This is a genomic window from Nocardia brasiliensis IFM 10847, from assembly GCF_000710915.1.
Taxonomy (GTDB): Bacteria; Actinomycetota; Actinomycetes; order Mycobacteriales; family Mycobacteriaceae; genus Nocardia; species Nocardia brasiliensis_A.
In genome coordinates this window covers 30,829-50,748 of the sequence record NZ_BAUA01000116.1, presented here as the reverse complement: position 1 = coordinate 50,748, position 19,920 = coordinate 30,829, and the positions used below count along the sequence as shown (strand labels likewise).

The window sequence follows — 19,920 nt, the reverse complement described above, 5'->3', positions numbered from 1 at the left end:
GAAGCACCGAGCGAGCAAAGGATCTGAGATGGCACGCGCCGCGTGGAGTGACGACGAGGTCGAGGCGGTTCGCGACCTGGCGAAGGCGTTCTTCGAAAAGGAGGTGGTCCCGCACGAGGAGAAATTCGTCGCGCAGGGCCATCCGGACCGCGCGCTGTACCACCGCGCGGGCGAACTGGGCTTGCTGTGCACCGCCATTCCGGCCGAATACGGCGGTGGCGGTGGTACTTTCGCGCACGAGGCGGCGATCATCGAGGAGCAGACCCGGGCGGGCGACGGCGCCTTGGGCATGCCGGTGCACACCTCGATCATCGCGCCGTACATCAAGGAATTCGGGACCGAGGAGCTCAAGCGTCGCGTGCTGCCCAAGGCGGCCGCGGGCGAGATCGTGCTCTCCATCGGCATGACCGAGCCGAGCACCGGCTCCGACCTGCAGAACATCAAGACTCGCGCGGTGCGCGAGGGCGACGAGTACGTCATCACCGGCTCGAAGATCTTCATCACCAACGGCTGGCTCTGCGACGGCATCGTCATCGCCGCCAAGACCGACCCGACCAAGGGCGCGGCCGGTGTCTCGCTGATCTACGCCGACGTGTCCGACGACACTCCTGGGTTCAAGCGCGGCCGCATCCTGAACAAGATCGGCGGTAAGGCCCAGGACACCGCCGAGCTGTTCTTCGACGGCCTGCGGGTGCCCGCGACGAACCTGCTCGGCGCGTCCGAGGGCCTCGGCTTCTATCAGATGATGCAGATGCTGGCGCAGGAACGCCTGGTCACGGGCATTATCGCGGTCGCGATGATGGAGCAGGCCGTGCAGCTCACGATCGACTACACGAAGGGCCGCGAGGCGTTCGGCAAGCCGCTGTTCGCGATGCAGAACACCAAGTTCGAGCTCGCCGAGTGTGCCACCCTGGCGAAAATCAGCCGCACCTTCCTGGACGATTGCATCGGGAAACACCTGCGTGGCGAGCTGGACATCCCCACCGCGGCGATGTCGAAGTACTGGCTCACCGATCAGCTGGGTATCGTGGTTGACCGCTGCCTGCAACTGTTCGGCGGCTACGGCTACATGACGGAGTATCCGATTTCGCAGCTTTACACCGGCGCCCGCGTCCTGCGCATCCTGGCGGGTAGCAACGAGGTGATGAAGGATCTCATTGCCCGGTCTCTCTGATACCACGAGTGAGACCGCGGACGGTGCTGCGTCGCCGCGCCGCCGCCGGCTCGAACCCGACGAGCGGCGCGCGCAAATCCTCGCGTGCGCGATCGACATGTTCGGCGAGCGGCCCTACGCCGCGGTCTCGACCGCCGAGCTGGCGCAGCGCGCCGGAGTGGCCCGCGGTCTGATCAACCACTACTTCGGCAACAAGCGCGATCTGTATCTCGCGGTCGTGCGCCGGATGGTGACGCTGCCCAAGCTGGACGACATGATCGTGCCCACCGGTACTGAGCGCGAGCGCGTCGACGCAAGTGTGCACTGGCTGCTGGACACCATCGCCGAACACGGCAGCACCTGGGTGAAGGTGACCAGCCACGAGGGTGTCGGCGACGACCCCGAGGTGCAACAGATCCTCGATCAGGCCGACGACGCCGCGGCCGAACGGCTGCTGCTCATGATCGGTCTGGCCGATTCGGCACGCAGTGCGGCATTGCGCGCGATGGTCCGCGCCTACGGTGGGCTGGTGAAAGTGGCAGGGCGCGAATGGATCACCCGCGCCACGCTGACCCGGCCGCAGGTGCACGACCTGCTCGCCGACATGCTGATGACCCTGGTCACCGAATCGCTGCCGCGGGTGGACCGCAGGCACTGAGCGTGCCCGCGGTCGCAGATCAGCTGCCCGTTTCCGGCGCCACCTCGGCGGCCAGCGGGGCCGCGCTGTAACGCACCGGCCGCCGAGTGCCTGGTGCGTGCCCCCGCCGCCCGTACTTCAGCTCGATGACTTCTGAGCGCCGGTGCTCGACCAACAGCGCACCGACGCCGAGGATCCAGAGCGTCGCGGTCGCGATGGCGCCGATCTGGACCCATTCGCTGAATCCGTACCCGGCCGCGGTGAGCGTGCACGCCATCGCCACGATGCCGAGTGCGCACAGGATCAAACCGGGCACGTTGTAGTTGTCGCCGAGCAGATCGCCGGCCTGCGCATGCCACGGCCGATCGTCGCGGCCGTCGGGGTCGGTGCTACCGAACATGGTTCCTCCTGAGAGTCAGCGCAAGATCAGTGACACGGAGCGCGTGCGAGACCGCACGGTGTGCTCAGCATGAACCGTCCGCGCACGAAACCGCGCGCAACGTTGTCGGTTCGTTATTACGGTTGCATCACCGTAATTCGACCTTTCGGATGATCCGGCCGCCGTCGGACCCCTATTGTGGGTCGGGATATCGGGGCGGGTCCGGATTGTCCGAGGTTCCTGCGCGGTGTGTGGTGTGGAGAGGGAACCTGGCATGGCACGGGTAGAACGCCGTGAAACGGAACGCTGGCCTGCGGCGGCGCAGCAGGACGATCGGTGGCCGGAGGCGGCGGAGGAGGAGCGCTGGGGCGAACCCGACCCCGACGAACGGTGGCAGGAGCCCGCGCCGAGCCGGCGCCGCACCGGACGACTGCGGGTGGAGATCCCGCCCATCGTCAACCCTTACGCGATCGTCGCGCTGGTGGCGGCGTTGCTCGGGTTGTTCCCGGTCGCGATCGTATTCGGCTTCATCGCCTTCTCGCATCCGCGCGGCCGGGTGATGGCGCTGTTCGCGCTGCTGATCGGCGTGGCCGAGGTGACGGCCCTGGTGGGCTTGTTCGTGCTGGCCGGAAATGTGCTGCCGGACAGCGTGACCCGGGCGAACAAACCGACGATGAACCTATCGGCGCAGGCCACGACGGATCGACCACCGCCGACGACGATCACCACCGTGGTCCCGCCGTCCGCGGCCCCGAGCGTGACCGCCACCTCGGCGAGCCAGAGCAACCTGAAGAAGGGCTCGGCCTGTACCGAGTCGCAGGCCGGGCAGATCGGCACCGGGGCAGACGGCACGACGCTGCTCTGCCTGCAAAGCGCGAGCAGCTACCAGTGGTCCGGCCCGGTCAACGTCGCCACGACGACCCAGCAGCCGGGCTCGAAATGCGATGGCACCACGGGCAAGACGGCCCGCACCGCCGACGGCCGCGCGCTGATCTGCGAGAACCCCGGGCGCAACGGCACCTGGGCACTGTGGACGACCGAATAACCGGGGACGACCGAATAGCCGGCCCGGTCTACTCTTCCTTCTTGGCCCGGCTCGGCTGTACCCGCGGCGGTTCGTTCGGCATCTTCGGATACTGCGGCGGCCACGGCGCGTCGAGCAGACCCGAGGCCATATCCCGCGCCGACATCTCCAACAGCGGTGCGATTGACTGCGGCGTGCGGTCGGCCCACGGATCGCCGAGCTCGGTCAGCCGCGCGGGCACCGTGGCGATGGTGAGTTCGTCGGGCACCACTTCTGCCAACGCGTCCCAGGTGATCGGCGTGGACACCTGCGCGCCGACCTTCGGGCGCACGCACCACGCGCCGAAAACCGTCTTGTGCGGCGCGTTCTGATTGAAGTCGACGAATACGCGATTGCCGCGTTCTTCCTTCCACCACTGCGCGGTGATCTCGTCCGGATGCCTGCGCTCCAGTTCCCTGGCCAGCGCGACGGCGGCCGCGCGCACCTGGTAGCCGTCCCAATTCGGTTCCAGCGCAACATAGATGTGCAGCCCGCGCGAGCCGGAGGTCTTGATCCGCGACTCGATGCCCAGCTCCGTGAACAGGTCGCGGGTGAGCACGGCGGCCTGTTTGAGATCGTCGAACGTGATGCCGGGGGACGGATCGAGATCGATGCGCAGCTCGTCGGCGATCTTCAGATTGTCCGCCCGGTTCGGCCACACATGGAAACCGAGGCAGCCCTGATTCACCGCCCACAGGATGTGGGCGAGGTCGTGTGCGACGAGCGCGTCGCTGGTGGTGCCGTTCGGTGTGGACACCTCCACGGTGTGCAACCAGTCCGGCGCCGACTTGGGCACCCGCTTCTGGAACCACGACTTCCCGGACGCGCCATCGGGATACCGCTCCAACAGCAGCGGCCGTCCGCCGACGACACTCAGGAACGGTTCGGCCACCGCCTGGTAATAGCGGACTAGGTCCAGCTTCGTCTCGCCGCGCTTGGTGAAGTAGATCTTGCCGGGGTTGCTGATGGTGACGGTCCGGCCGTCGACCTCGATATCGACCGATTCACTCACGCCTTCACCTCGCTGAAGATCTCACTCAGCTCGGCGGGCGGCGCCTCGTCCAGCTGCGCGTAGGTGCACGACTCGGGGGTGCGGTCGGTGCGGAACCGAACCAGCCTGCCGCCGTGCCGGAGCCGGCCGGACTGCACGTGTTCGTAGCGGACCTCGGCGACCAGTTCGGTGCGCAACGCCTCCCACGAGAGGTCCTTGCCGCCGGTCCAGCGGCTCACCCCGCCGGGCATCTTGCCGTCGGCCCTGGCCTGTGCCGCGGCGTCGGCCCATTCGCGCCACGGATGGTTTTCCAGCGCGTTCTCGCGCAGCGGCGCGAGTTCGTCGGCCAGTTCTTTGCGCCGGGCCGCGGTGAAGCTGCTCGCCACGCCGACGTGGTGCAGGTTGCCCTCGTCGTCGAAGAGCCCGAGTAGCAGCGAGCCGACACCTTCGCCGTCCTTGTGCCAGCGGAAACCGGCGACCACGCAGTCGGCGGTGCGTTCGTGCTTGACCTTCAGCATCACGCGCTTGTCCTGCAGGTAGGCCAGCCCGTCGGCCTTGACCATGACGCCGTCGAAGCCCGCGCCCTCGAACCGGGTGAACCAGTCCTCGGCGACGTCGGGGTCTTGCGTGATCGGGGTCAGGTGCACCCGAGCGGGTTTGGTGTCGAGGATGGTCTCCAGCAGTCGCCTGCGTTCGGCGAACGGCTCCTCGGTGAGGTCGCGGTCGCCGAGGGCGAGCAGATCGAACGCGACGAAACTGGCCGGTGTCTCCACCGCCAGCTTGTTGACCCGGGACGCGGCCGGATGCAGCCGGTTCTGCAGCGTGTCGAAGTCCAGGCCCTGATCGGTGACCACGACGATCTCGCCGTCGACCACGCACCGGTCCGGCAGCGCCTGCTGCAGTAACTCGGCGACCTCGGGGAAATACCTGGTCAGCGGGCGGTCGTTGCGGGAGCCGAGTTCCACCTCGGCGCCGTCGCGGAAGACGATGCAGCGGAAGCCGTCCCATTTCGGCTCATAGCTGAGCCCGGGTTCACGAGGCACGCCCGGCGCGGTTTTGGCCAGCATCGGCCGGACAGGTGGCATCACCGGTAAGTCCACGCGAACTACCCTCCTCGGTTCGTGTTCCTTACCGATGCAGACGGCGTGTTCGAGCAGAATTCATCGGCACTTGCCGATGATCGTAAGCGCCGCAGCCGACAAGATCGGGAATTGGCGGCTGCGGCGAAACACGGGTCAGTTGTCCAGCCAACCGTGTTGCTCGGCGAAGGCGGTGAGCCGATCGCGGATGGTGAGGATCTCCCCGGCGGTCAATGCGGGACTGGCGTCCAGCAGCAGCTCGGTGATCAGGCGTTTGTGTTCGGCGACCGTGAGGTGCCCGGAGTTCGACCGGTGTTTCGATTTGTGCGGTAGCACCGGCGGGTTCGGCTGACCGCCGACCACCGTGAGGTTCACGGCCTTCGGCCCACGATCGCCCTCGGTCATGTCGAATTCGAATACCCGGCCCTGGCGTAACTCGTCCTCATCCAGGCCGATGTCGTTGACATGCACGAATACGTCCGGACCGCCGTCCTCCGGTCGAATGAAACCGAATCCCCGAGAGCTGTCGAACGAGACCAATTTCCCGATGGACACCAACACCCACTCCTCGCCACGCGGTCACTACCCGGTCACCTTAGCCCGCCTTATCCTCGTCGTTGGACGAAAGCGCCTTTTGTAATGAATTGAAAACCGTGAGTCCTTGACCGACCATTCCGTTCACCAGTTCGCCGACTCCGTCCGGCCCGTTGAGCACGGTGAGATTGGCGTTCGCCAGTCCGTTCGAGGCCTGCTTCACGATTTCGGGCAACTGCTCGATCAACAACTGGTCCAACGCGATCCGGTTGTTCGACGCGGCCGCGGCGGCCTGGATCCGGGTGCGGTCGGCCTCGGCCTCGGCCAGGATGCGCACCCGATCCGCCTCGGCCTGAGCGGGTTTCACGACTTCGGTCTGCAACTGCTGCTCGCGCAGCTCGGCTTCCTTGCGCGCCTGCTCGGCCTGCGCGGTGAGCACCTCCTGCAATGCCATCGCCTCGGCGAGCGGACCTGCCTGTGCCGCTTCGGCATTCGCCTTGTCGATATCGCGCTGGTACTGCGCGCGCAGGATCGCGGTCTCGCGCTGGTACTCGGCCTGCCTGCGCAGCGACTCCTGTTCGGCCTGCGCCGCGAGCTGTGCCGCCTGGGACTGGGCGATCTGCGCGTCGCGCTGCACGCTGGCATTGTGCGGTGCGGCCAGCGCCTGAATGTAGCCGAGATTTCCGTCGTCGATGGACTGGATCTGGAACGAATCGACCCAGAGGCCGATATTGCCCATCTCCACCTTCGACGCGACCAGGACCTCGTCGGCCAGCTTCTGGCGTTCCCGGATGATCTCCTCGACCGTCATCGAGCCCACGATCGAGCGCAGGTGCCCGGAGAAGATGCGGCCGGTGAGCACCGACATCTCCTTTTCCTGTTCGGACAGGAAGCGTTGCGCCGCATTCACGATCGACTGGGTGTCGTTGGCGACCTTGAACGCGATCACCGCGCGCACCTCGAGCTGGATCGCCTGCTTGGTGACGCAGCGTTCCTTGATCTCGGCCTCGAACATGGCCAGCGACAGGTAGCGCACCTTGCGGAACAGCGGCACCACCCAGCTGCCGCGGCCGATCACCACCTTGAACGGCGTGTTGTCCTTGCTCTTGGCGCCGCTGATCAGCATCGCCTCGTCCGGGTCGGGTACGTGGTAACCCAGCACGGTTGTCTCCCTTACTGTTTCAAATTCCTTCGGCCGGATCCGGCGTCAGCGGGATCCAGGGCACCACATCGACGACGCGTCCGGGATGGACCTCGATGACCAGCACCGCGGCGCCGGCCGGAATCGCTTCGGCCGCACGGGCGATGTACAGCTCTGTGCCCCCGCGAATCGCCACCAAGACCTCCCCTAACCCGCCCGCACCCCGGATGGGCGAGGTGAGCGTACCCGTCAAACCGACCACGGGGTCGCTCATCGCACCGATCTCCTCCCACTGACCTTCCGAGTGGCCACACTACGTCCCGGACCGCCGGTTTCCCAGGCGACCCGGCCGGGTGAATCCGGTTCGTGACCACGGCAGTTGCCGCTCGCGCGGGCGTAGGGGGTGCACGGCCGGGTTGCGGGTGTCTCAGTATGCCGAGGTGCGCGCGGGTATGTTGCTTGCATGGGAGGACGGCTCGCATTGGTGGTCGGGTCCGAATGTGTGGCGCTGGGGGAGCTGGGTTTCACCGGCGAACTCGCGATGGGTTTGTATGGGAGTTTGACCGAGGCCGGCGGGTGGCGCGCGGCGACGGACGAGGACGGTCCGGTGCTGAATCCGACAGCGGCGCAACTGTTCACGGCGGTGGACGAGGCGTTCACGGCGGCCGCGCAGCGGCAGGCGACACTGCTGCTCGCCTTCATCGGCCACGGCGTGGCGACCAACGCCGAGGATTTCTATCTGCTCGGCCACGACTCGCCCGCGAACCCGAACTCGCACAATGCGTTTCATTTGACGCAGGAGATCAGGGAGCGGTTGAACCAGGCGGCGCTGGACGGGCTGGTGGTGCTGGTCGACGCCTGCGAGACCGGGCAGGGCGTGCTCGGCGCGGCGCGCCGGTGGACCGATCTGCTCGCGCAGTCGGCGGGGCGGATGGAGATGCTGGTCGCGGCGAGCGACGGCCCGGCGTTCTCCGGGTGTTTCACCAGGACCATGCTGGCCACCTTCGGCGCGGGCTTGCCGCTGCGGGGAGAGAACCTGTTGCCCGCCGATCTGGTCGATCCGATCGCGGGCGAGTGCGTTCATCAACAGCCGCAGTACCTTTCGTTCACCTCCGGCACGGTGTCGGTGGAGCACGGCGCCGACCCGGGACTCTGGTTGGTGCCCAACACCGCCCGGCACCGTGACGCCGTGAGCGGGCGCTCCGCAGCGGGATTCGTCGACCAGCTCACCCGCGGGCTGCTGGTGACCCCCGACGTGCGCGAGCATCTGGACGCCATCGTCGACGCGGGGTCGCATCGCCTGCGCGTGGTGATCGGACCGACCGGCGCGGGCAAATCGACGTTGCTGGCCATGCTGATTCGGCCGAGCCTGGTCGAGGGCTTGGCGGTGACTCCCGAATACATCACCGCGGCAGTGTTTCTCACCGCCGCGAGCTCGATCGAGGCGGTCGCGGCCGAGCTCGCCGCCCAATTGAGCGCGCGCCTGCCCGGTTTCGCGGATGCGGCCCGGTCCGTGCGCGCGCACCGAGCCCGCGACGAGTTCGACATCTTCGATATCGCGGTGCGTCATCCGCTGGCGCGGCTGTCCACGGCGGGTCGCCGGGTGACGCTGGTGTTCGACGGGCTCAACCAGCCCCAGCCGGGCACCCGGCGACTGCTCTGCGCCGCCATCTGCGATCTGACCAAACGCGAAGACCTGCGCCATGTTCGGGTGATCGCCGGGGTGCGCGACGGGACCGGCGTGGAGGACGAGCCCACCCTGGCGCACATGCACCGGATCGAGGTCGGCGAGCCCGCCGCCGACGATATCGCCACCGTCGTGGGATCGGCGCGCGGCGCCGGTGCGCCTGCCGACCCCGCCGATTGGGTGCGCTGGATCCAGGGCCTGCTGTCGGAAACACCGACGGCCGTCGAGGACGACACCCATGTGGTCTCCGGCGGCTGGCTGCTGGCGCGCATGCTGCTCGAGGTGGCGCCGAGCATCACCGACGGCGCGGTGGCCGCCGGGATCGGCTTGGACCGGATCGTCGCGCTGCGCGTCGATGCGGCGCTGCGCGGCATGCAGCCCGAAACCGTCCGCGCCGCAGGCACCTACCTCGGCGTGCTCGTCGCCGCGGGTGTCGGGCCCGTGTTGCCGATCGAACTCGCCGACGCGGCGCTGACCTCGCTCGGCGTCGACCTGCACATCGCCCGGATCCGCGACATCACGGTGGCGCTCGGCGCGCTCGTCACCCGCAGTCATCCCGGCACACTGCGGGAATCGATCGGCGTGACGCACGGCGCGTTGCTGCCCGGCCTGCGCGCGGAATGCAAGCAGCTCGGGGTGGAGATCGAGGACGCGCACCGGGCCATCGTCGCGGCCATCAAACACAGTCAGAGCGATCGCGCCGCCGACTACGCCCGCGGTTCGGCGGTGCGGCACTGCCTGGCCTACCGGGATTCCACCAGTGCGCTGCACTTCCTGGAGATGTTGCAGACGGCGCGTGCCGCCGACAACCGGGACCTGTGGGCGGCCTGGGTGCCCGCGTTCATCGAGACCCTCGGTCCGGATCATCCCGACACCTTGACGACCCGCAGCCGCGAGGCCTATCACCGGGCCGAGAGCGGTGACTACCTCGGCGCCATCACGGCTTTCGAGCAGTTGCTCGTCGACCGGTTCCGGGTGCTGGGCCCCGATCATCCGAAAACCCTTGGCACGCGCACCAATCTGGCCACCTATCGCGCCCGGTGCGGCGACTATCCCGGTGCTCGGGCGGATTACCAGCGCCTGCTCGCCGATCAGATCCGGCTGCTGGGCCCCGACCATCCCGATACCCTGCGCACCCGTAACGACCTGGCGTCCAACCGTGCCGACCAGGGCGACCTGGTCGGCGCGATCATCGATTTCGAAGCCCTGCGCGCCGACCGCGCCCGCATCCTCGGCCCCGACGACCCGCAAACCCTGCGCACCCGCAACAGCCTCGCCTACTGGCACGGCGAGCACGGCGACGTCGCCGCGGCCCTGCGCGAATTCGAGCAGCTGCTCGCCGACTGCCTGCGCATATTCGGCCCGGACCATCCCGCCACCCTCAGCGCCCGCAACAATCTCGCGGCATTTCGCGCGCGCAGCGGCGATATCACCGGTGCGCGCGCCGAATTCACGCACCTGCTCGACGACCGGCTGCGGGTGCTCGGCGCGGATCATCCCGACACGCTCACCACCCGGAGCACGCTGGCCGCGTATCGCGCCGACGCGGGTGATCTGCCCTGTGCCATCGCCGAACTCGAACAGCTGCTGGCCGATCGCCTGCGGGTGCTCGGTCCCGATCATCCCGATACCTTCGCCACCCGCAACGACCTGGCCTCCCGGCAGGCAGAACACGGCGACCTCGGTAAAGCGATCGCCGAACTGGAAGTCCTGCTGGTGGCCGAACTCCGGGCACTGGGACCGACCCACGCCGCGACCATCCGCACGCAGACCACCCTCGCGCACTGGCGCGCCCGTCTCGCGGGATAGCGCGGTCCGGTCGGCAGGTGGCGGCCGGGTATCTTGCTTGCATGGGAGGACGGCTCGCGCTGGTGGTGGGGTCGGAGTGTGTCGCGCTGGGGGAGTTGGGGTTCACCGCGGCGCTGGCCGGTGAACTGTACGGGGGCCTGCGCCGGTCCGGCGGGTGGTCGGCGGCGACCGGTACGGCCGGGCCGGTGCTGAATCCCACCGCCGCCGAGCTGGTGTCGGTGATGGACGAGGCGTTCCGGGTCGCCTCGGAACAGCGCGCGACCCTGCTCGTCGCGTTCATCGGTCACGGGGTCGCGACCGGCGCCGGGGACTTCTTTCTACTCGCGCACGATTCCCCGGCGGTGCCGCGCTCGCACAACGCCTTTCACCTCGCCCAGGGCATCCGGGAACGATTGAACGAGTCGACGCTGGACGGGCTGATCGTGCTGATCGACGCCTGCGAGACCGAACAGGGCCTGCGCGGCGCGGCCACCAGATGGACCGATCTGCTCGCCGACGCAGCGGGCCGGATGGAGCTGCTGGTCGCGTCGGGGGCCGGGCCCGCGTACTCCGGATGTTTCACGCGCACGGTGCTGGCGACGTTCGACACCGGACTGCCGCTGCGCGGCGAGACCCTGCTCGCCCACGATCTGGTGGACCCGATCGCGCGCAGCTGCCGCCTGCAGGAACCACAGCACCTGTCCTTCACCGCGGGCACGGTGGCCGGCACGGCGGGCGGAGATCCCGGATTGTGGTTGGTGCCCAACGCCGCTCGGCGGCGCGACGCGCTGACCGGGCGACCCGCGGCCGGTCTGCTGGATCAGCTCACGCGGGATGTGGTGGTGACCGACGCGTTGCGCGAAAGCCTGATCGATCTCGTGGAATCGGGCGGGCGGCGCCTGCGCGCGGTGGTCGGGCCGGCCGGGTCGGGCAAATCGACGCTGCTGGCACTGCTGATCCGGCCGAGCGTGGCCGAGGGGCTGCCGATCGCACCCGAATACGTCACCGCGGCAGTGTTTCTCACCGCGAGCAGCTCGCTCGAGACTGCCGTCGGGGAGTTGGCGGAGCAACTGTCGGATCGGCTGCCCGGGTATGCGCAGGCCGCCCGTGTGCCCTGGGCCGGGGCGGGCGAGCCGGACATCTTCGAGCTCGAGCTGGCTGCCCCGCTGGCCCGATTGCGCCGGGTGGGGCAGCGGATCACGCTCGTGTTCGACGGGCTCGATCTACCGGAGCCGGGGAGCCGGGATCTGCTGATCGACGCCGTCGCCGAGCTGACCGAACGGCCCGAGCTGGCGCATGTTCGGGTCATCGTCGGCGTGCGGGCCGCAGCGGCGGCGCAGTCCGATCCACGGCTCGCGCACATGCATCCGATCGCGATCACCGGGCCCGGAGTCGGTGAGATCGCCGCCGAGGTGCAGCGCGGCGATCGGCCCGCCCATTCGGCCGATACCGGGTACCAGGGCATCGACTACATGGGCGGGGATCTCGGGCCCGCCGACGATCCACGCGTTCCGGCCGGTTGGCTGCTGGCCAAGCTGCTGCGCGAACTCCATCCGCGCGTGAGCGATCGGTTGTCCTTCCGTGCCGACATCGATACCCTTGCCGCCCAACGTCTTCGGCTTGCCGAGGAGTCGGCGGCACCCGAGGTCGCGGACGCCATCGGCCGAATGGTGGCGATCCTCGTCGCGGCGGGCGTGGGCCCGGTCCTGCCCATCGAGGTGCTGGAAGCCGCGCTGGCCGAATGGCAGCGGCCGCTGCACTCCGCCGGCATCCGGGACGCCGCAGTCGGACTCGGCGCCCTGCTCACACGTAGCCGCCCCGGAACGGCGGACGAAGCGCTCGGCATCGCACACGACGTGTTGCTCGCCGGGCTGGCGCAGGCGTGCGATGCGCTGCAGGCGAGCATCGAGGACGCGCACACGGCGATCCTGCTGGCGATCCGGACGCGCGGCGGCGAGCGCAGCGAGGCGTACGCCCGTGCGGCGGGCGCGCGGCACTACCTCGCCGGCGGCGACGGCCGCCGGGCGGTCGATCATCTCGTGGAACTCGAAACCGTTCGAGCCGCCGACAATCGGGACATGTGGGCGGCATGGGTGCCCTCGATCGCGGCCGCGATCGGCGACCGGCATCCGGATACGTTGCGCGCCAGGGAGTATCTCGCAACGCGGCGCGCGGACAGCGGTGACTTCCGCGGTGCGGTCGCCGACTACGAGCGAGTGCTCGCCGACGAGATCGCGATCTTCGGCGCCGAGCATCGCAACACTCTGTCGACCCGCTATCGGCTCGCCGCCGCGCGCGGGGAGATCCGTGATCCGGCGGGCGCCGCGGCGGAACTGGAAGACGTGCTCGCCGACCAGCGCCGCGTCCTCGGCGCGGACGATCCGGATACCCTGCGTACCCGCAGCAAGCTGGCGGCGTTGCGCGCGATACAGGGCGATCTGGCCGGTGCGATCGCGGAAACCGAAGAGCTGCTGGCGATTCGGCGTCGAGTACTCGGTCCGGCGCATCCCGAGACCCTGGCGACCCGGGGCAATCTGGCGGGATATCGCGTCATGGGCGGTGATTCGGCGACCACCGTCGACGAGTTGCAGGGTTTGTTGGCTGAGCAGCTGGGTGTGTTGGCCTCCGATGACCCGCGTGTGCTGCTCACCCGGGCCAAACTCGCCACCGCGCGAGCCCGGGGCGGCGATACCGCCGGGGCGATCGCCGCCGGCGAGGTGCTGCTGGCCGATCAGGTGCGCGTGCTCGGTCCCGAGGACTCCGCCACCTTGCGCACTCGGGCCGATCTGGCCGGCTATCGGGCGCGCGGCGGAGACCTGGACGCGGCGATACAGGAGCTGTACAGCGCATTGACCGAGCGGATCAAGGTGCTGGGCCCCGATCACCGCGAGATCCTCTACACCAGAGGAAATCTCGCGTACCTGCGAGCGAACAACGGCGACCCGCACAGCGGACTGCGTGAGGCGCGGCTGGTGCTGGCCGACCAGGTGCGGCTGCTCGGCCACGATCACCCCGACACCTTCGTCACCCGCGGCAATCTCGCGGCCTTCCGCGCCAAGGCCGGACAGGTGGCGGCCGCCGAGTCGGAAAGCCGTGCCCTGCTCGCGGATCAACTGAGCGTCCTCGGCCCCGACCACCCACAAACCCTGCTGACCCGCAACAACCTCGCGGCCTACCGCGCCAGGAACGGCGATGTGCCGGGCGCGGTCGCCGAGCTGACCTCCCTGCTCGCCGACCGCGAGCGCATCCTGGGCCCCGACCACCCCGACACGGCGCAGACACGAAAAAACCTCGCGCACTGGCAATCCCGCCTCGACGCCTGACCTCGTGTCACCTCAGATCGCGAGCCAGCTTGGTCGCGCCGACCGCCAAATAGCTACCGGTCAGAGTCGTCATCGCGAGCGCGACCGGCCGTGGGAGGTCGCCGCGGACGCTGTGTGCGGCACCGTGTGTCGTGTCGATGAGGTCGACCAGCAGTGCCAGGCGCTGCCAGCGGGTGCGTTCCTCGGCTGCGGCGCCGAGGTAGCCCATCCCGAGCGCGATCGCCCGTGCACCGAAAATCCTTGTCATATAAGTCAGTTCGGGCGTGGGCCGAATCCCGAACGCCTTCGCGAACGGCCCGGGGACGGCCAGCGCCGCGACCCCGAGCGCGATCCGGCCCAGCGCGAGACCGCGCAGCGCACTAGTGATTCCCATACCCCGAGCCTGCCCCGGCACACCCCACCGGGTCGATTACCTCCGAGGTAATCGACCCGGACGACCCTAGGCGGTCCAGCGGCCGCGGACGCCGGCGAAGACCTTGGCGGCGGGGTCGGCGGTGATCTTGTCGGAGTCGGTGTCGTAGTCGTAGAGCTCGGCGTAGCGGCCCCAGTCGATGGCGATGTCGAGTTGGCGGCGGGCGTCGTCGGGGCCGAAGCCGCGGCGCAGCAGGTCGAGGAAGAAGCCGGCGCGCAGGCTGCCGTCGGAGCTGCCCGCCAGGCCTTTGCAGATGGTGCGGACCAGCGGGGCGCGGTGGCGGGCCTGCTCGGCGAAGATGCGCTTGCTCTCCTGGATGTCGGCGCTGGTGAACGCCGTGCCGATATCGGTGAGCAGGACGTCGCCGTCCTCGACGGTGCTGAAGCCGAGCATCTCGGCGGCGTCGACGAGGGGGAGCAGATCGTCGATCTCGAAGTTGAGTTCGTCGGCGATATCGGGCAGATCGGCCCGCCCGCCGCCGGCGTAGACCAGTTCGACCAGGCCGGCGAGCCCGCCGACCGAGGCGTCGGGCAGTGGTTGGGCCGTGGGGGTGGCCTTGTCCGGTCCGGTGACGACCGGCTCGGTGTCGCGCCCGGTCAGCAGACCGTAGATCTGATCGACCATGGCCTCGAACCACGGCGCCCGCCGATCGCGCGGACGCGGGTGCGACACCGCGATCTCGGCGATGATCCGTCCCGGATTGGAGCCGAGCACGAGCACCCGGTCGGCCAGCTGCACCGCCTCTTCGATGTTGTGCGTGACGACGCAGATCGACTTGGTGGGGAAATCGTCGGTGGCCCACAGGTTCACCAGTTCGGTGCGCAGGTTCTCCGCGGTCAGCACGTCGAGCGCGGAGAACGGTTCGTCCATCAGCAGCAGATCCGGTTCGAGCACCAGCGCCCGGGCGAACCCGACCCGCTGGCGCATACCGCCGGAAAGCTCCTTGGGATAGGCGGATTCGAAGCCGTCGAGGCCGATCATGTCGATGGCGGCGAGGGCGCGCTGCTTGCGTTCGGCGGGCGCCACATTCCGCGCCGCGAGTCCCAGCTCGACGTTGTCCTGCACGGTGAGCCACGGCATCAGTGCGAAGGACTGGAAAACCAGCGCCGCACCGGGATTGCTGCCGTTCAGCGGCGTGCCCCGGTACCGGACCTCGCCGTCGGAGGGCGCGATGAGCCCGGCGATGATGCGCAGCAGCGTGGACTTGCCCGAGCCCGAACGTCCCAGCAGCGCGACGATTTCACCGCTGCGCAGTTGCAGGTCGATGCCGTCCAGCACCCGCAGTTCGTCGCCCGCGGCGCCGGTGAACCGCTTGCCGACCGCGGCGATGTCGAGCAGGACTTCGGAAGTGATGGACGTGGTCATGAGCGACCTCCTGTCGAGCGAAGAGCGATTCGGCCCAGGGCATTTCGTGGATGGGCCGGTGAAAGATCGGGCGCGGTGGTGCTCACAGCGAGTACCTCCGTTGCGCCAGTGCGTACAGTCGCCGCCAGAACAGCCGGTTGATGCCGACGACGTAGATGCTCATGACCAGCACGCCGATGAGAATCCGTGGCGAGTCACCGACTGTGGTCGCCTCGTGGATGTAGGAGCCGAGTCCGGCGGCGACGAGGGTGGTGGAGCCGTAGTCGACCACCTCGGAGACGATGGACGCGTTCCATGCTCCGCCGGCGGCGGTGATCCCGCCGGTGACGTAGCTGGGGAAGATGGCGGGCAGAATCAGCCTGCGCCACCACAGTTTTCGCGGGAGTTGCAGGTTCGCGGCGGCCTCGCGCAGATCGGTCGGCACCGCGCTGGCGCCGGCGATGACGTTGAACAGGATGTACCACTGCGCCCCGAGCGCCATCAGGAGGGTGCCCGCCCAGTTCAGGCTGGCCCCGCTCCACACGAGCACGGCGGTGATGAACGGGAACAGGAAGTTGGCGGGGAAGCTGGCCAGCACCTGGACCACCGGCTGGGCGAGCCGGGAAACCTTGGGGTTCAATCCGATCCACACCCCGATGGGCACCCACACCACGGTGGCGAGCACCAGCAGCACCACGACGCGGAGCAGGGTCAGGAAACCGAGGCCGAACGCGTGCCCGACTTCGCCGAACCCTGCGGTCGAGTCGATGTAGCCGACCACCCGGTAGGCCCCGTAAGCAACGGCGAGCGCGATCACCGCGGCGAACACCAGATCGCCCGCCCGACGCCGCAGCGGCGAGCTGTGCAGCGGGTACTCGGCGAGCCCGAACACGCTCATCACCCGATCCAGCGGTGCGACCAACGGGCCGAACACCTTGCCGAGCAGCAGCGGAATGTGCGAGCGCCGCAACAGGTTCAGCACGATGCTGCGCGGTGCTTCGGCCGCGCCGGTGTCCTCGACCCGGAAGCGTTCGGCCCACGCGGTGAGCGGTCGCCAGAACAGGAAGTTCACTCCGAATACCATCAGGACCATCACGCCGATCGCGATGAACACCTTGCCGAGATCGCCGTCCGAGGTGGCCGTGGCGACATAGGAGCCGATGCCGGGCAACGCGTACTCGTGGTTGTTGACGCTGATCGCCTCGGAGGCGACCAGGAAGAACCAGCCGCCGCCGAAACTCATCATGCCGTTCCAGACCAGCGGGATCATGCCGCTGGGCGCGTCGACCCGCCAGAACCGTTGCCAGCGTGACAGTCTCAGGTTGCGCGAGGCCTCGTCCAGCTCGCGCGGCTGCGCGGCCAGGCTGTGGTAGAACGCGAACGCCATGTTCCATGCCTGCGAGGTGAAAATGGCGAAGATGGAAGCGCTTTCGAGACCGAGCTGCGAACCGGGGAACAGGGCGATGAACCCGGCCACGGTGATCGAGAGAAAACCGAGGATCGGCACCGACTGCAGGATGTCGAGCAGCGGCAGCAGCACCGTGCGGGCTCGCCGCAGCCGGGCGGCCGCGGTCGCGTACACGAAGGTGAACAGGATCGAGAGCCCGAGTGCGGCGAACATGCGCAGCAGCGACCGAGCCGCGTAGTAGGGGAGCTGATCCGGATCGGTGGACACCGTCGCGGGTGCGGCGGCCTGGTCGAACGGCACGTTCGCGCTCGCGGAGACGCGCACGATCAGCCAGACCAGGACCGTCGCGCCGACGAAGACGACGACATCGGCGTACCGGTTGCGGGGCCGGTCCAGCGCTGCCCCGGCGGGGTAGGGGCGCAACAGCGTCATGCCTGCGGTCCCTTCGCCTCGGCGGTGCCCGCGATGTGCCAGCCGACGCTGGTCACCGACGGCTCCAGGCTCAGCCTGCTGACCGCGGATTCCATCTGCCGGTCGTCGCGCTGATCGCCGAACAGTTCGGCGCGCACCTCGACCCGGCCCGGCGTGCCGGTGTTCGCGCTGGAGATCGAGACGAGCTGAAAATCGGTGCGCGTCAACGCTTGTACGAGCAATGCCCGGACGTGCGCTTCATTGTCGTCGTTGGTTACGGCGGCGAACGCGTAGGACGCAGGCTGCTCCCCGCCCGCTTCGGGCTGCCGGTCGACGGCGCGTCCGGCGGCGCGCAGCGCGATGTTGACCACGATCACCGCCACGGTGCCCGCCGCGGCCGTGCTGTACATCCCGGCGCCGGCGAGCGCGCCGACGGCGGCCGCGCACCACAGCGTGGCCGCGGTGTTGAGACCGCGCACATTGAGCCCGTCGCGGATGATGACGCCCGCGCCGAGGAAGCCGATGCCGGACACGATCTGCGCGGCGACCCGGGTCGGGTCGGCGGTGCCGCCCGCGAAGCCGTGCGCCGAGAGCAGCACGAACAGGGTGGCCCCCGCGGCGACCAGCGCGTTGGTGCGCAGGCCCGCCATCCGGGCCCGGTATTGCCGTTCGAAGCCGATGGCCGCGCCCAGACCGACGCCGGTGAGCAGCCGGAGGATCATTTCCACTGTTGTCATGACCGCACTCCTGAACAGTCAGCGCCGCCCGCCCGTGCCCGCGCCGAGCCGACGCTCGGCTAGGTCACGAGGTTGCTTTGTCCACGTGGCGTACTCGCCGGCGCCCGTGCGCCGGGTATCGCGCGAGGGTATGCCGCGGTGGCCGCCTTCGGAACGCTGGCGGGGTGGTCGCTGGGTGAATAATGGGCAAACTGGTATTCGGACTGTTACCGCCGGGCATCCGGCTCACCTCCCTCGCCTCTCGGCACACGGCATCCACCGAGCGTCATGACTTGATCGTTGCAGAGCACAGCAGGGGAACCCGGCAAAAACGCCGGTGGGCACCCCTCCTCGTAAGACCTTTGGCACTTCACGGCGTGAACCCGGCGGACCGGGAGCCAATCGGGATCACCCCTTAAGCCGGGGAGATCTGTCCTGACCCGGGGCGTCTCTCGACGTTCGGGGTCGCTGGCCTGTTTCCGTGAAGGAGCCTCAGCGAACGATCGGCACCTTGCGGTGGCCAGTAAACACCCGAACGGAAACGTTGGCAACCCGATGTGATCGCGGTCGCAGTGCCCAATCCTGTTGTGCCTGAGCCGCGCACGCGGCGATTCAGTCGCGGTACATCGCGCGGTACGCGGTGAGCACCGCGACGCAGTGGTCGACGATCTCGTCGCGGGTGGCGCGCAGCGAGCCGTTGAGCCAGGCGGAGAACATGCCCGCGTTGCCGCTGGCCATGGTGACCGCGGCGAGCCTGCGTTTGACCGGATCGTCGATGTGGGCGAACAGGTGATCCTGCATCAAACGGGTGAATTCGGGCATCACCGAGATGGTGGTCTGCCCGAGCCCGGTGCTGGAGTACGGCTCGACCAGGAACAGCCGGGACTTGCGGGGATCGGCGAGCACCTTGTCGACCAGGATCTGGGCCAGTTCGCGATCCCGGGACGGCTCGTCGGCCGCGGCGAACGCGGTCATCGGCTGCAGGAATTCCTCGGCGACCTGACGGTAGAGCACGTCGAGCAGTTCGTCTCGGCTGCTGAAGCTTTCGTAGAAATAGCGGTCGGTGAGATTGGCTCTGCGACAGACCGCGCGCATGGTCACCCCGCTCGCGCCCGCCTCGCCGATCAGATCGAGTGCGGCCTCGAGCAGCGCGCCGCGGCGCGCCTCCCGGCGTTCGGTGAGGGTCGTGCCGCCCCAGATCCGTGGGCCCGCGTCGTCGTCTGATTCCTGGCCTGATTGCACGGCACCACATTAGTGCCTGGTCGCCCCCGGCAACGGCGACCCGCGACGCGACAGGACGACCGGCCCACCGGCATCGGCGGGCCGGTCGTCACCGGGCTCGCGACTCGCGCCATCCGATCAAGGCAGCACCAGGCACGCGAAGCCCAGATTGACACCGGTGCCGACAGTCGCCTGCGTCGAGACGAACTCGCCTTCGTTGCGCACCGCGTAGACGGTGTGATTGCCGGGGACCAGCGGCGTCCACTTCGCGGTCACGGTGCCGGAGCTGGGGACCGTGATCCAGCCGCCGGGATCGAAGGTGCCGGTGGGATCGAAGAAGCCGACGACGTCGCCCGGTGTCGCGGTGGCCGTGGCGATGTAGGTGCAACTCGTGCCGAAGGCGGTGGAGCTGCCGAAGCTCAATCCGGGCGCCACGCCGACGGCATTGACTGTCGCGGGCGCGGCCGGCGCGGCGACCACCAGAGCCGCGGACACGGCGCCGAACGAGGTCAACGCGGCGGCGATGGATTTGTTCGAGCGGAACATGATGAACCATCTCTTTCGGGCATTGGCAGAGAACATGCAGCACGGTGCTGCGCTCACCGGTAGTTTGCCTGCCATGGCCACGGGACA

The 19,920-nt window shown here is 68.7% G+C and carries 17 protein-coding genes and 1 riboswitch; of the genes, 5 read left to right on the top strand and 12 right to left on the bottom strand.

Features of this window, described 5'->3' with window-relative positions; genetic code table 11:
- Window positions 1-28: 28 nt before the first annotated feature.
- Window positions 29-1,174: an acyl-CoA dehydrogenase family protein gene (locus tag NBRGI_RS25005; protein WP_029899650.1), complete on the top strand. Its 1,146-nt coding sequence runs from the start codon at window positions 29-31 to the stop codon at window positions 1,172-1,174.
- Complete coding sequence (locus NBRGI_RS25000) at window positions 1,158-1,811, top strand: TetR/AcrR family transcriptional regulator (RefSeq protein ID WP_014984775.1); 654 nt, start codon at window positions 1,158-1,160, stop codon at window positions 1,809-1,811. Before NBRGI_RS25005 ends, NBRGI_RS25000 begins: the two co-directional genes overlap by 17 nt.
- Window positions 1,812-1,830: 19 nt before the next feature.
- Here the strand turns inward: NBRGI_RS25000 and NBRGI_RS24995 are convergent, their stop codons facing one another.
- A complete protein-coding gene (locus NBRGI_RS24995; protein WP_029899649.1) occupies window positions 1,831-2,190 on the bottom strand; it encodes a hypothetical protein in 360 nt (119 codons plus the stop codon).
- 253 nt (window positions 2,191-2,443) lie between these two features.
- Between NBRGI_RS24995 and NBRGI_RS24990 the strand changes: the two genes are divergently transcribed.
- Window positions 2,444-3,214, top strand: coding sequence for a DUF4190 domain-containing protein (locus NBRGI_RS24990; RefSeq protein WP_029899648.1), 771 nt, complete (start codon window positions 2,444-2,446; stop codon window positions 3,212-3,214).
- Between the two features lie 28 nt (window positions 3,215-3,242).
- On the opposite strand, the gene ligD is transcribed toward NBRGI_RS24990, so the two are convergent.
- The 5 genes from ligD to NBRGI_RS24965 all read right to left on the bottom strand — a co-directional run bounded on the left by ligD (window position 3,243) and on the right by NBRGI_RS24965 (window position 7,251).
- Window positions 3,243-4,244, bottom strand: a complete 1,002-nt coding sequence (ligD, locus tag NBRGI_RS24985) for a non-homologous end-joining DNA ligase (RefSeq protein ID WP_029899647.1) — start codon at window positions 4,242-4,244, stop codon at window positions 3,243-3,245.
- Window positions 4,241-5,323 carry an ATP-dependent DNA ligase gene (locus tag NBRGI_RS24980; protein WP_200882218.1) on the bottom strand — a complete coding sequence of 361 codons (1,083 nt, stop codon included), beginning with the start codon at window positions 5,321-5,323 and terminating at the stop codon, window positions 4,241-4,243. Before NBRGI_RS24980 ends, ligD begins: the two co-directional genes overlap by 4 nt.
- 135 nt (window positions 5,324-5,458) lie before the next feature.
- Window positions 5,459-5,863, bottom strand: a complete 405-nt coding sequence (locus NBRGI_RS24975; protein WP_014984780.1) for a cold-shock protein — start codon at window positions 5,861-5,863, stop codon at window positions 5,459-5,461.
- Between the two features lie 34 nt (window positions 5,864-5,897).
- On the bottom strand, window positions 5,898-6,998 hold the full coding sequence (locus NBRGI_RS24970) for an SPFH domain-containing protein (protein WP_014984781.1): 1,101 nt from the start codon (window positions 6,996-6,998) through the stop codon (window positions 5,898-5,900).
- Between the two features lie 19 nt (window positions 6,999-7,017).
- Window positions 7,018-7,251: a hypothetical protein gene (locus NBRGI_RS24965; protein WP_029899645.1), complete on the bottom strand. Its 234-nt coding sequence runs from the start codon at window positions 7,249-7,251 to the stop codon at window positions 7,018-7,020.
- Window positions 7,252-7,440: 189 nt separating this feature from the next.
- Here NBRGI_RS24965 and NBRGI_RS45430 point away from each other — a divergent pair, with 189 nt between their 5' ends.
- Window positions 7,441-10,473 carry a tetratricopeptide repeat protein gene (locus NBRGI_RS45430; protein WP_148310944.1) on the top strand — a complete coding sequence of 1,011 codons (3,033 nt, stop codon included), beginning with the start codon at window positions 7,441-7,443 and terminating at the stop codon, window positions 10,471-10,473.
- Between the two features lie 41 nt (window positions 10,474-10,514).
- Window positions 10,515-13,775 (top strand): tetratricopeptide repeat protein, encoded by a 3,261-nt coding sequence (locus NBRGI_RS45425; RefSeq protein WP_051728017.1) that lies wholly within the window; start codon window positions 10,515-10,517, stop codon window positions 13,773-13,775.
- A gap of 7 nt (window positions 13,776-13,782) precedes the next feature.
- Here the strand turns inward: NBRGI_RS45425 and NBRGI_RS24950 are convergent, their stop codons facing one another.
- From NBRGI_RS24950 to NBRGI_RS24925, 6 genes are all read right to left on the bottom strand, one after another.
- The gene (locus NBRGI_RS24950) at window positions 13,783-14,148 is read right to left on the bottom strand and encodes a hypothetical protein (RefSeq protein WP_036560699.1); all 366 of its coding nucleotides are present in this window, start codon (window positions 14,146-14,148) and stop codon (window positions 13,783-13,785) included.
- A gap of 66 nt (window positions 14,149-14,214) precedes the next feature.
- Entirely contained in the window at window positions 14,215-15,552 is a 1,338-nt protein-coding gene (locus NBRGI_RS24945) for an ABC transporter ATP-binding protein (RefSeq protein ID WP_029899641.1), read from the bottom strand.
- Window positions 15,553-15,634: 82 nt separating this feature from the next.
- Window positions 15,635-17,371, bottom strand: a complete 1,737-nt coding sequence (locus NBRGI_RS24940) for an ABC transporter permease (RefSeq protein WP_029899640.1) — start codon at window positions 17,369-17,371, stop codon at window positions 15,635-15,637.
- Window positions 17,368-18,087: an MgtC/SapB family protein gene (locus NBRGI_RS24935; RefSeq protein WP_029899639.1), complete on the bottom strand. Its 720-nt coding sequence runs from the start codon at window positions 18,085-18,087 to the stop codon at window positions 17,368-17,370. Before NBRGI_RS24935 ends, NBRGI_RS24940 begins: the two co-directional genes overlap by 4 nt.
- 319 nt (window positions 18,088-18,406) lie before the next feature.
- A riboswitch (M-box (ykoK) riboswitch) is annotated at window positions 18,407-18,577 on the bottom strand.
- Window positions 18,578-18,678: 101 nt separating this feature from the next.
- Complete coding sequence (locus NBRGI_RS24930) at window positions 18,679-19,308, bottom strand: TetR/AcrR family transcriptional regulator (RefSeq protein ID WP_014984790.1); 630 nt, start codon at window positions 19,306-19,308, stop codon at window positions 18,679-18,681.
- A 117-nt stretch (window positions 19,309-19,425) separates the two neighbouring features.
- The gene (locus tag NBRGI_RS24925; protein WP_029899638.1) at window positions 19,426-19,833 is read right to left on the bottom strand and encodes a hypothetical protein; all 408 of its coding nucleotides are present in this window, start codon (window positions 19,831-19,833) and stop codon (window positions 19,426-19,428) included.
- Between the last annotated feature and the right edge of the window lie 87 nt (window positions 19,834-19,920).

Excerpts from the sequence above, each read along its gene's own strand:
- NBRGI_RS24935 (WP_029899639.1), bottom strand. The coding sequence starts at position 18,087 with ATGACAACAGTGGAAATGATCCTCCGGCTGCTCACCGGCGTCGGTCTG.
- NBRGI_RS45425 (WP_051728017.1), top strand. The coding sequence starts at position 10,515 with ATGGGAGGACGGCTCGCGCTGGTGGTGGGGTCGGAGTGTGTCGCGCTG.
- NBRGI_RS45430 (WP_148310944.1), top strand. The coding sequence starts at position 7,441 with ATGGGAGGACGGCTCGCATTGGTGGTCGGGTCCGAATGTGTGGCGCTG.
- NBRGI_RS24995 (WP_029899649.1), bottom strand. The coding sequence starts at position 2,190 with ATGTTCGGTAGCACCGACCCCGACGGCCGCGACGATCGGCCGTGGCAT.
- NBRGI_RS24990 (WP_029899648.1), top strand. The coding sequence starts at position 2,444 with ATGGCACGGGTAGAACGCCGTGAAACGGAACGCTGGCCTGCGGCGGCG.
- NBRGI_RS24925 (WP_029899638.1), bottom strand. The coding sequence starts at position 19,833 with ATGTTCCGCTCGAACAAATCCATCGCCGCCGCGTTGACCTCGTTCGGC.
- NBRGI_RS24945 (WP_029899641.1), bottom strand. The coding sequence starts at position 15,552 with ATGACCACGTCCATCACTTCCGAAGTCCTGCTCGACATCGCCGCGGTC.
- NBRGI_RS24950 (WP_036560699.1), bottom strand. The coding sequence starts at position 14,148 with ATGGGAATCACTAGTGCGCTGCGCGGTCTCGCGCTGGGCCGGATCGCG.
- NBRGI_RS24965 (WP_029899645.1), bottom strand. The coding sequence starts at position 7,251 with ATGAGCGACCCCGTGGTCGGTTTGACGGGTACGCTCACCTCGCCCATC.
- NBRGI_RS25005 (WP_029899650.1), top strand. The coding sequence starts at position 29 with ATGGCACGCGCCGCGTGGAGTGACGACGAGGTCGAGGCGGTTCGCGAC.
- NBRGI_RS24940 (WP_029899640.1), bottom strand. The coding sequence starts at position 17,371 with ATGACGCTGTTGCGCCCCTACCCCGCCGGGGCAGCGCTGGACCGGCCC.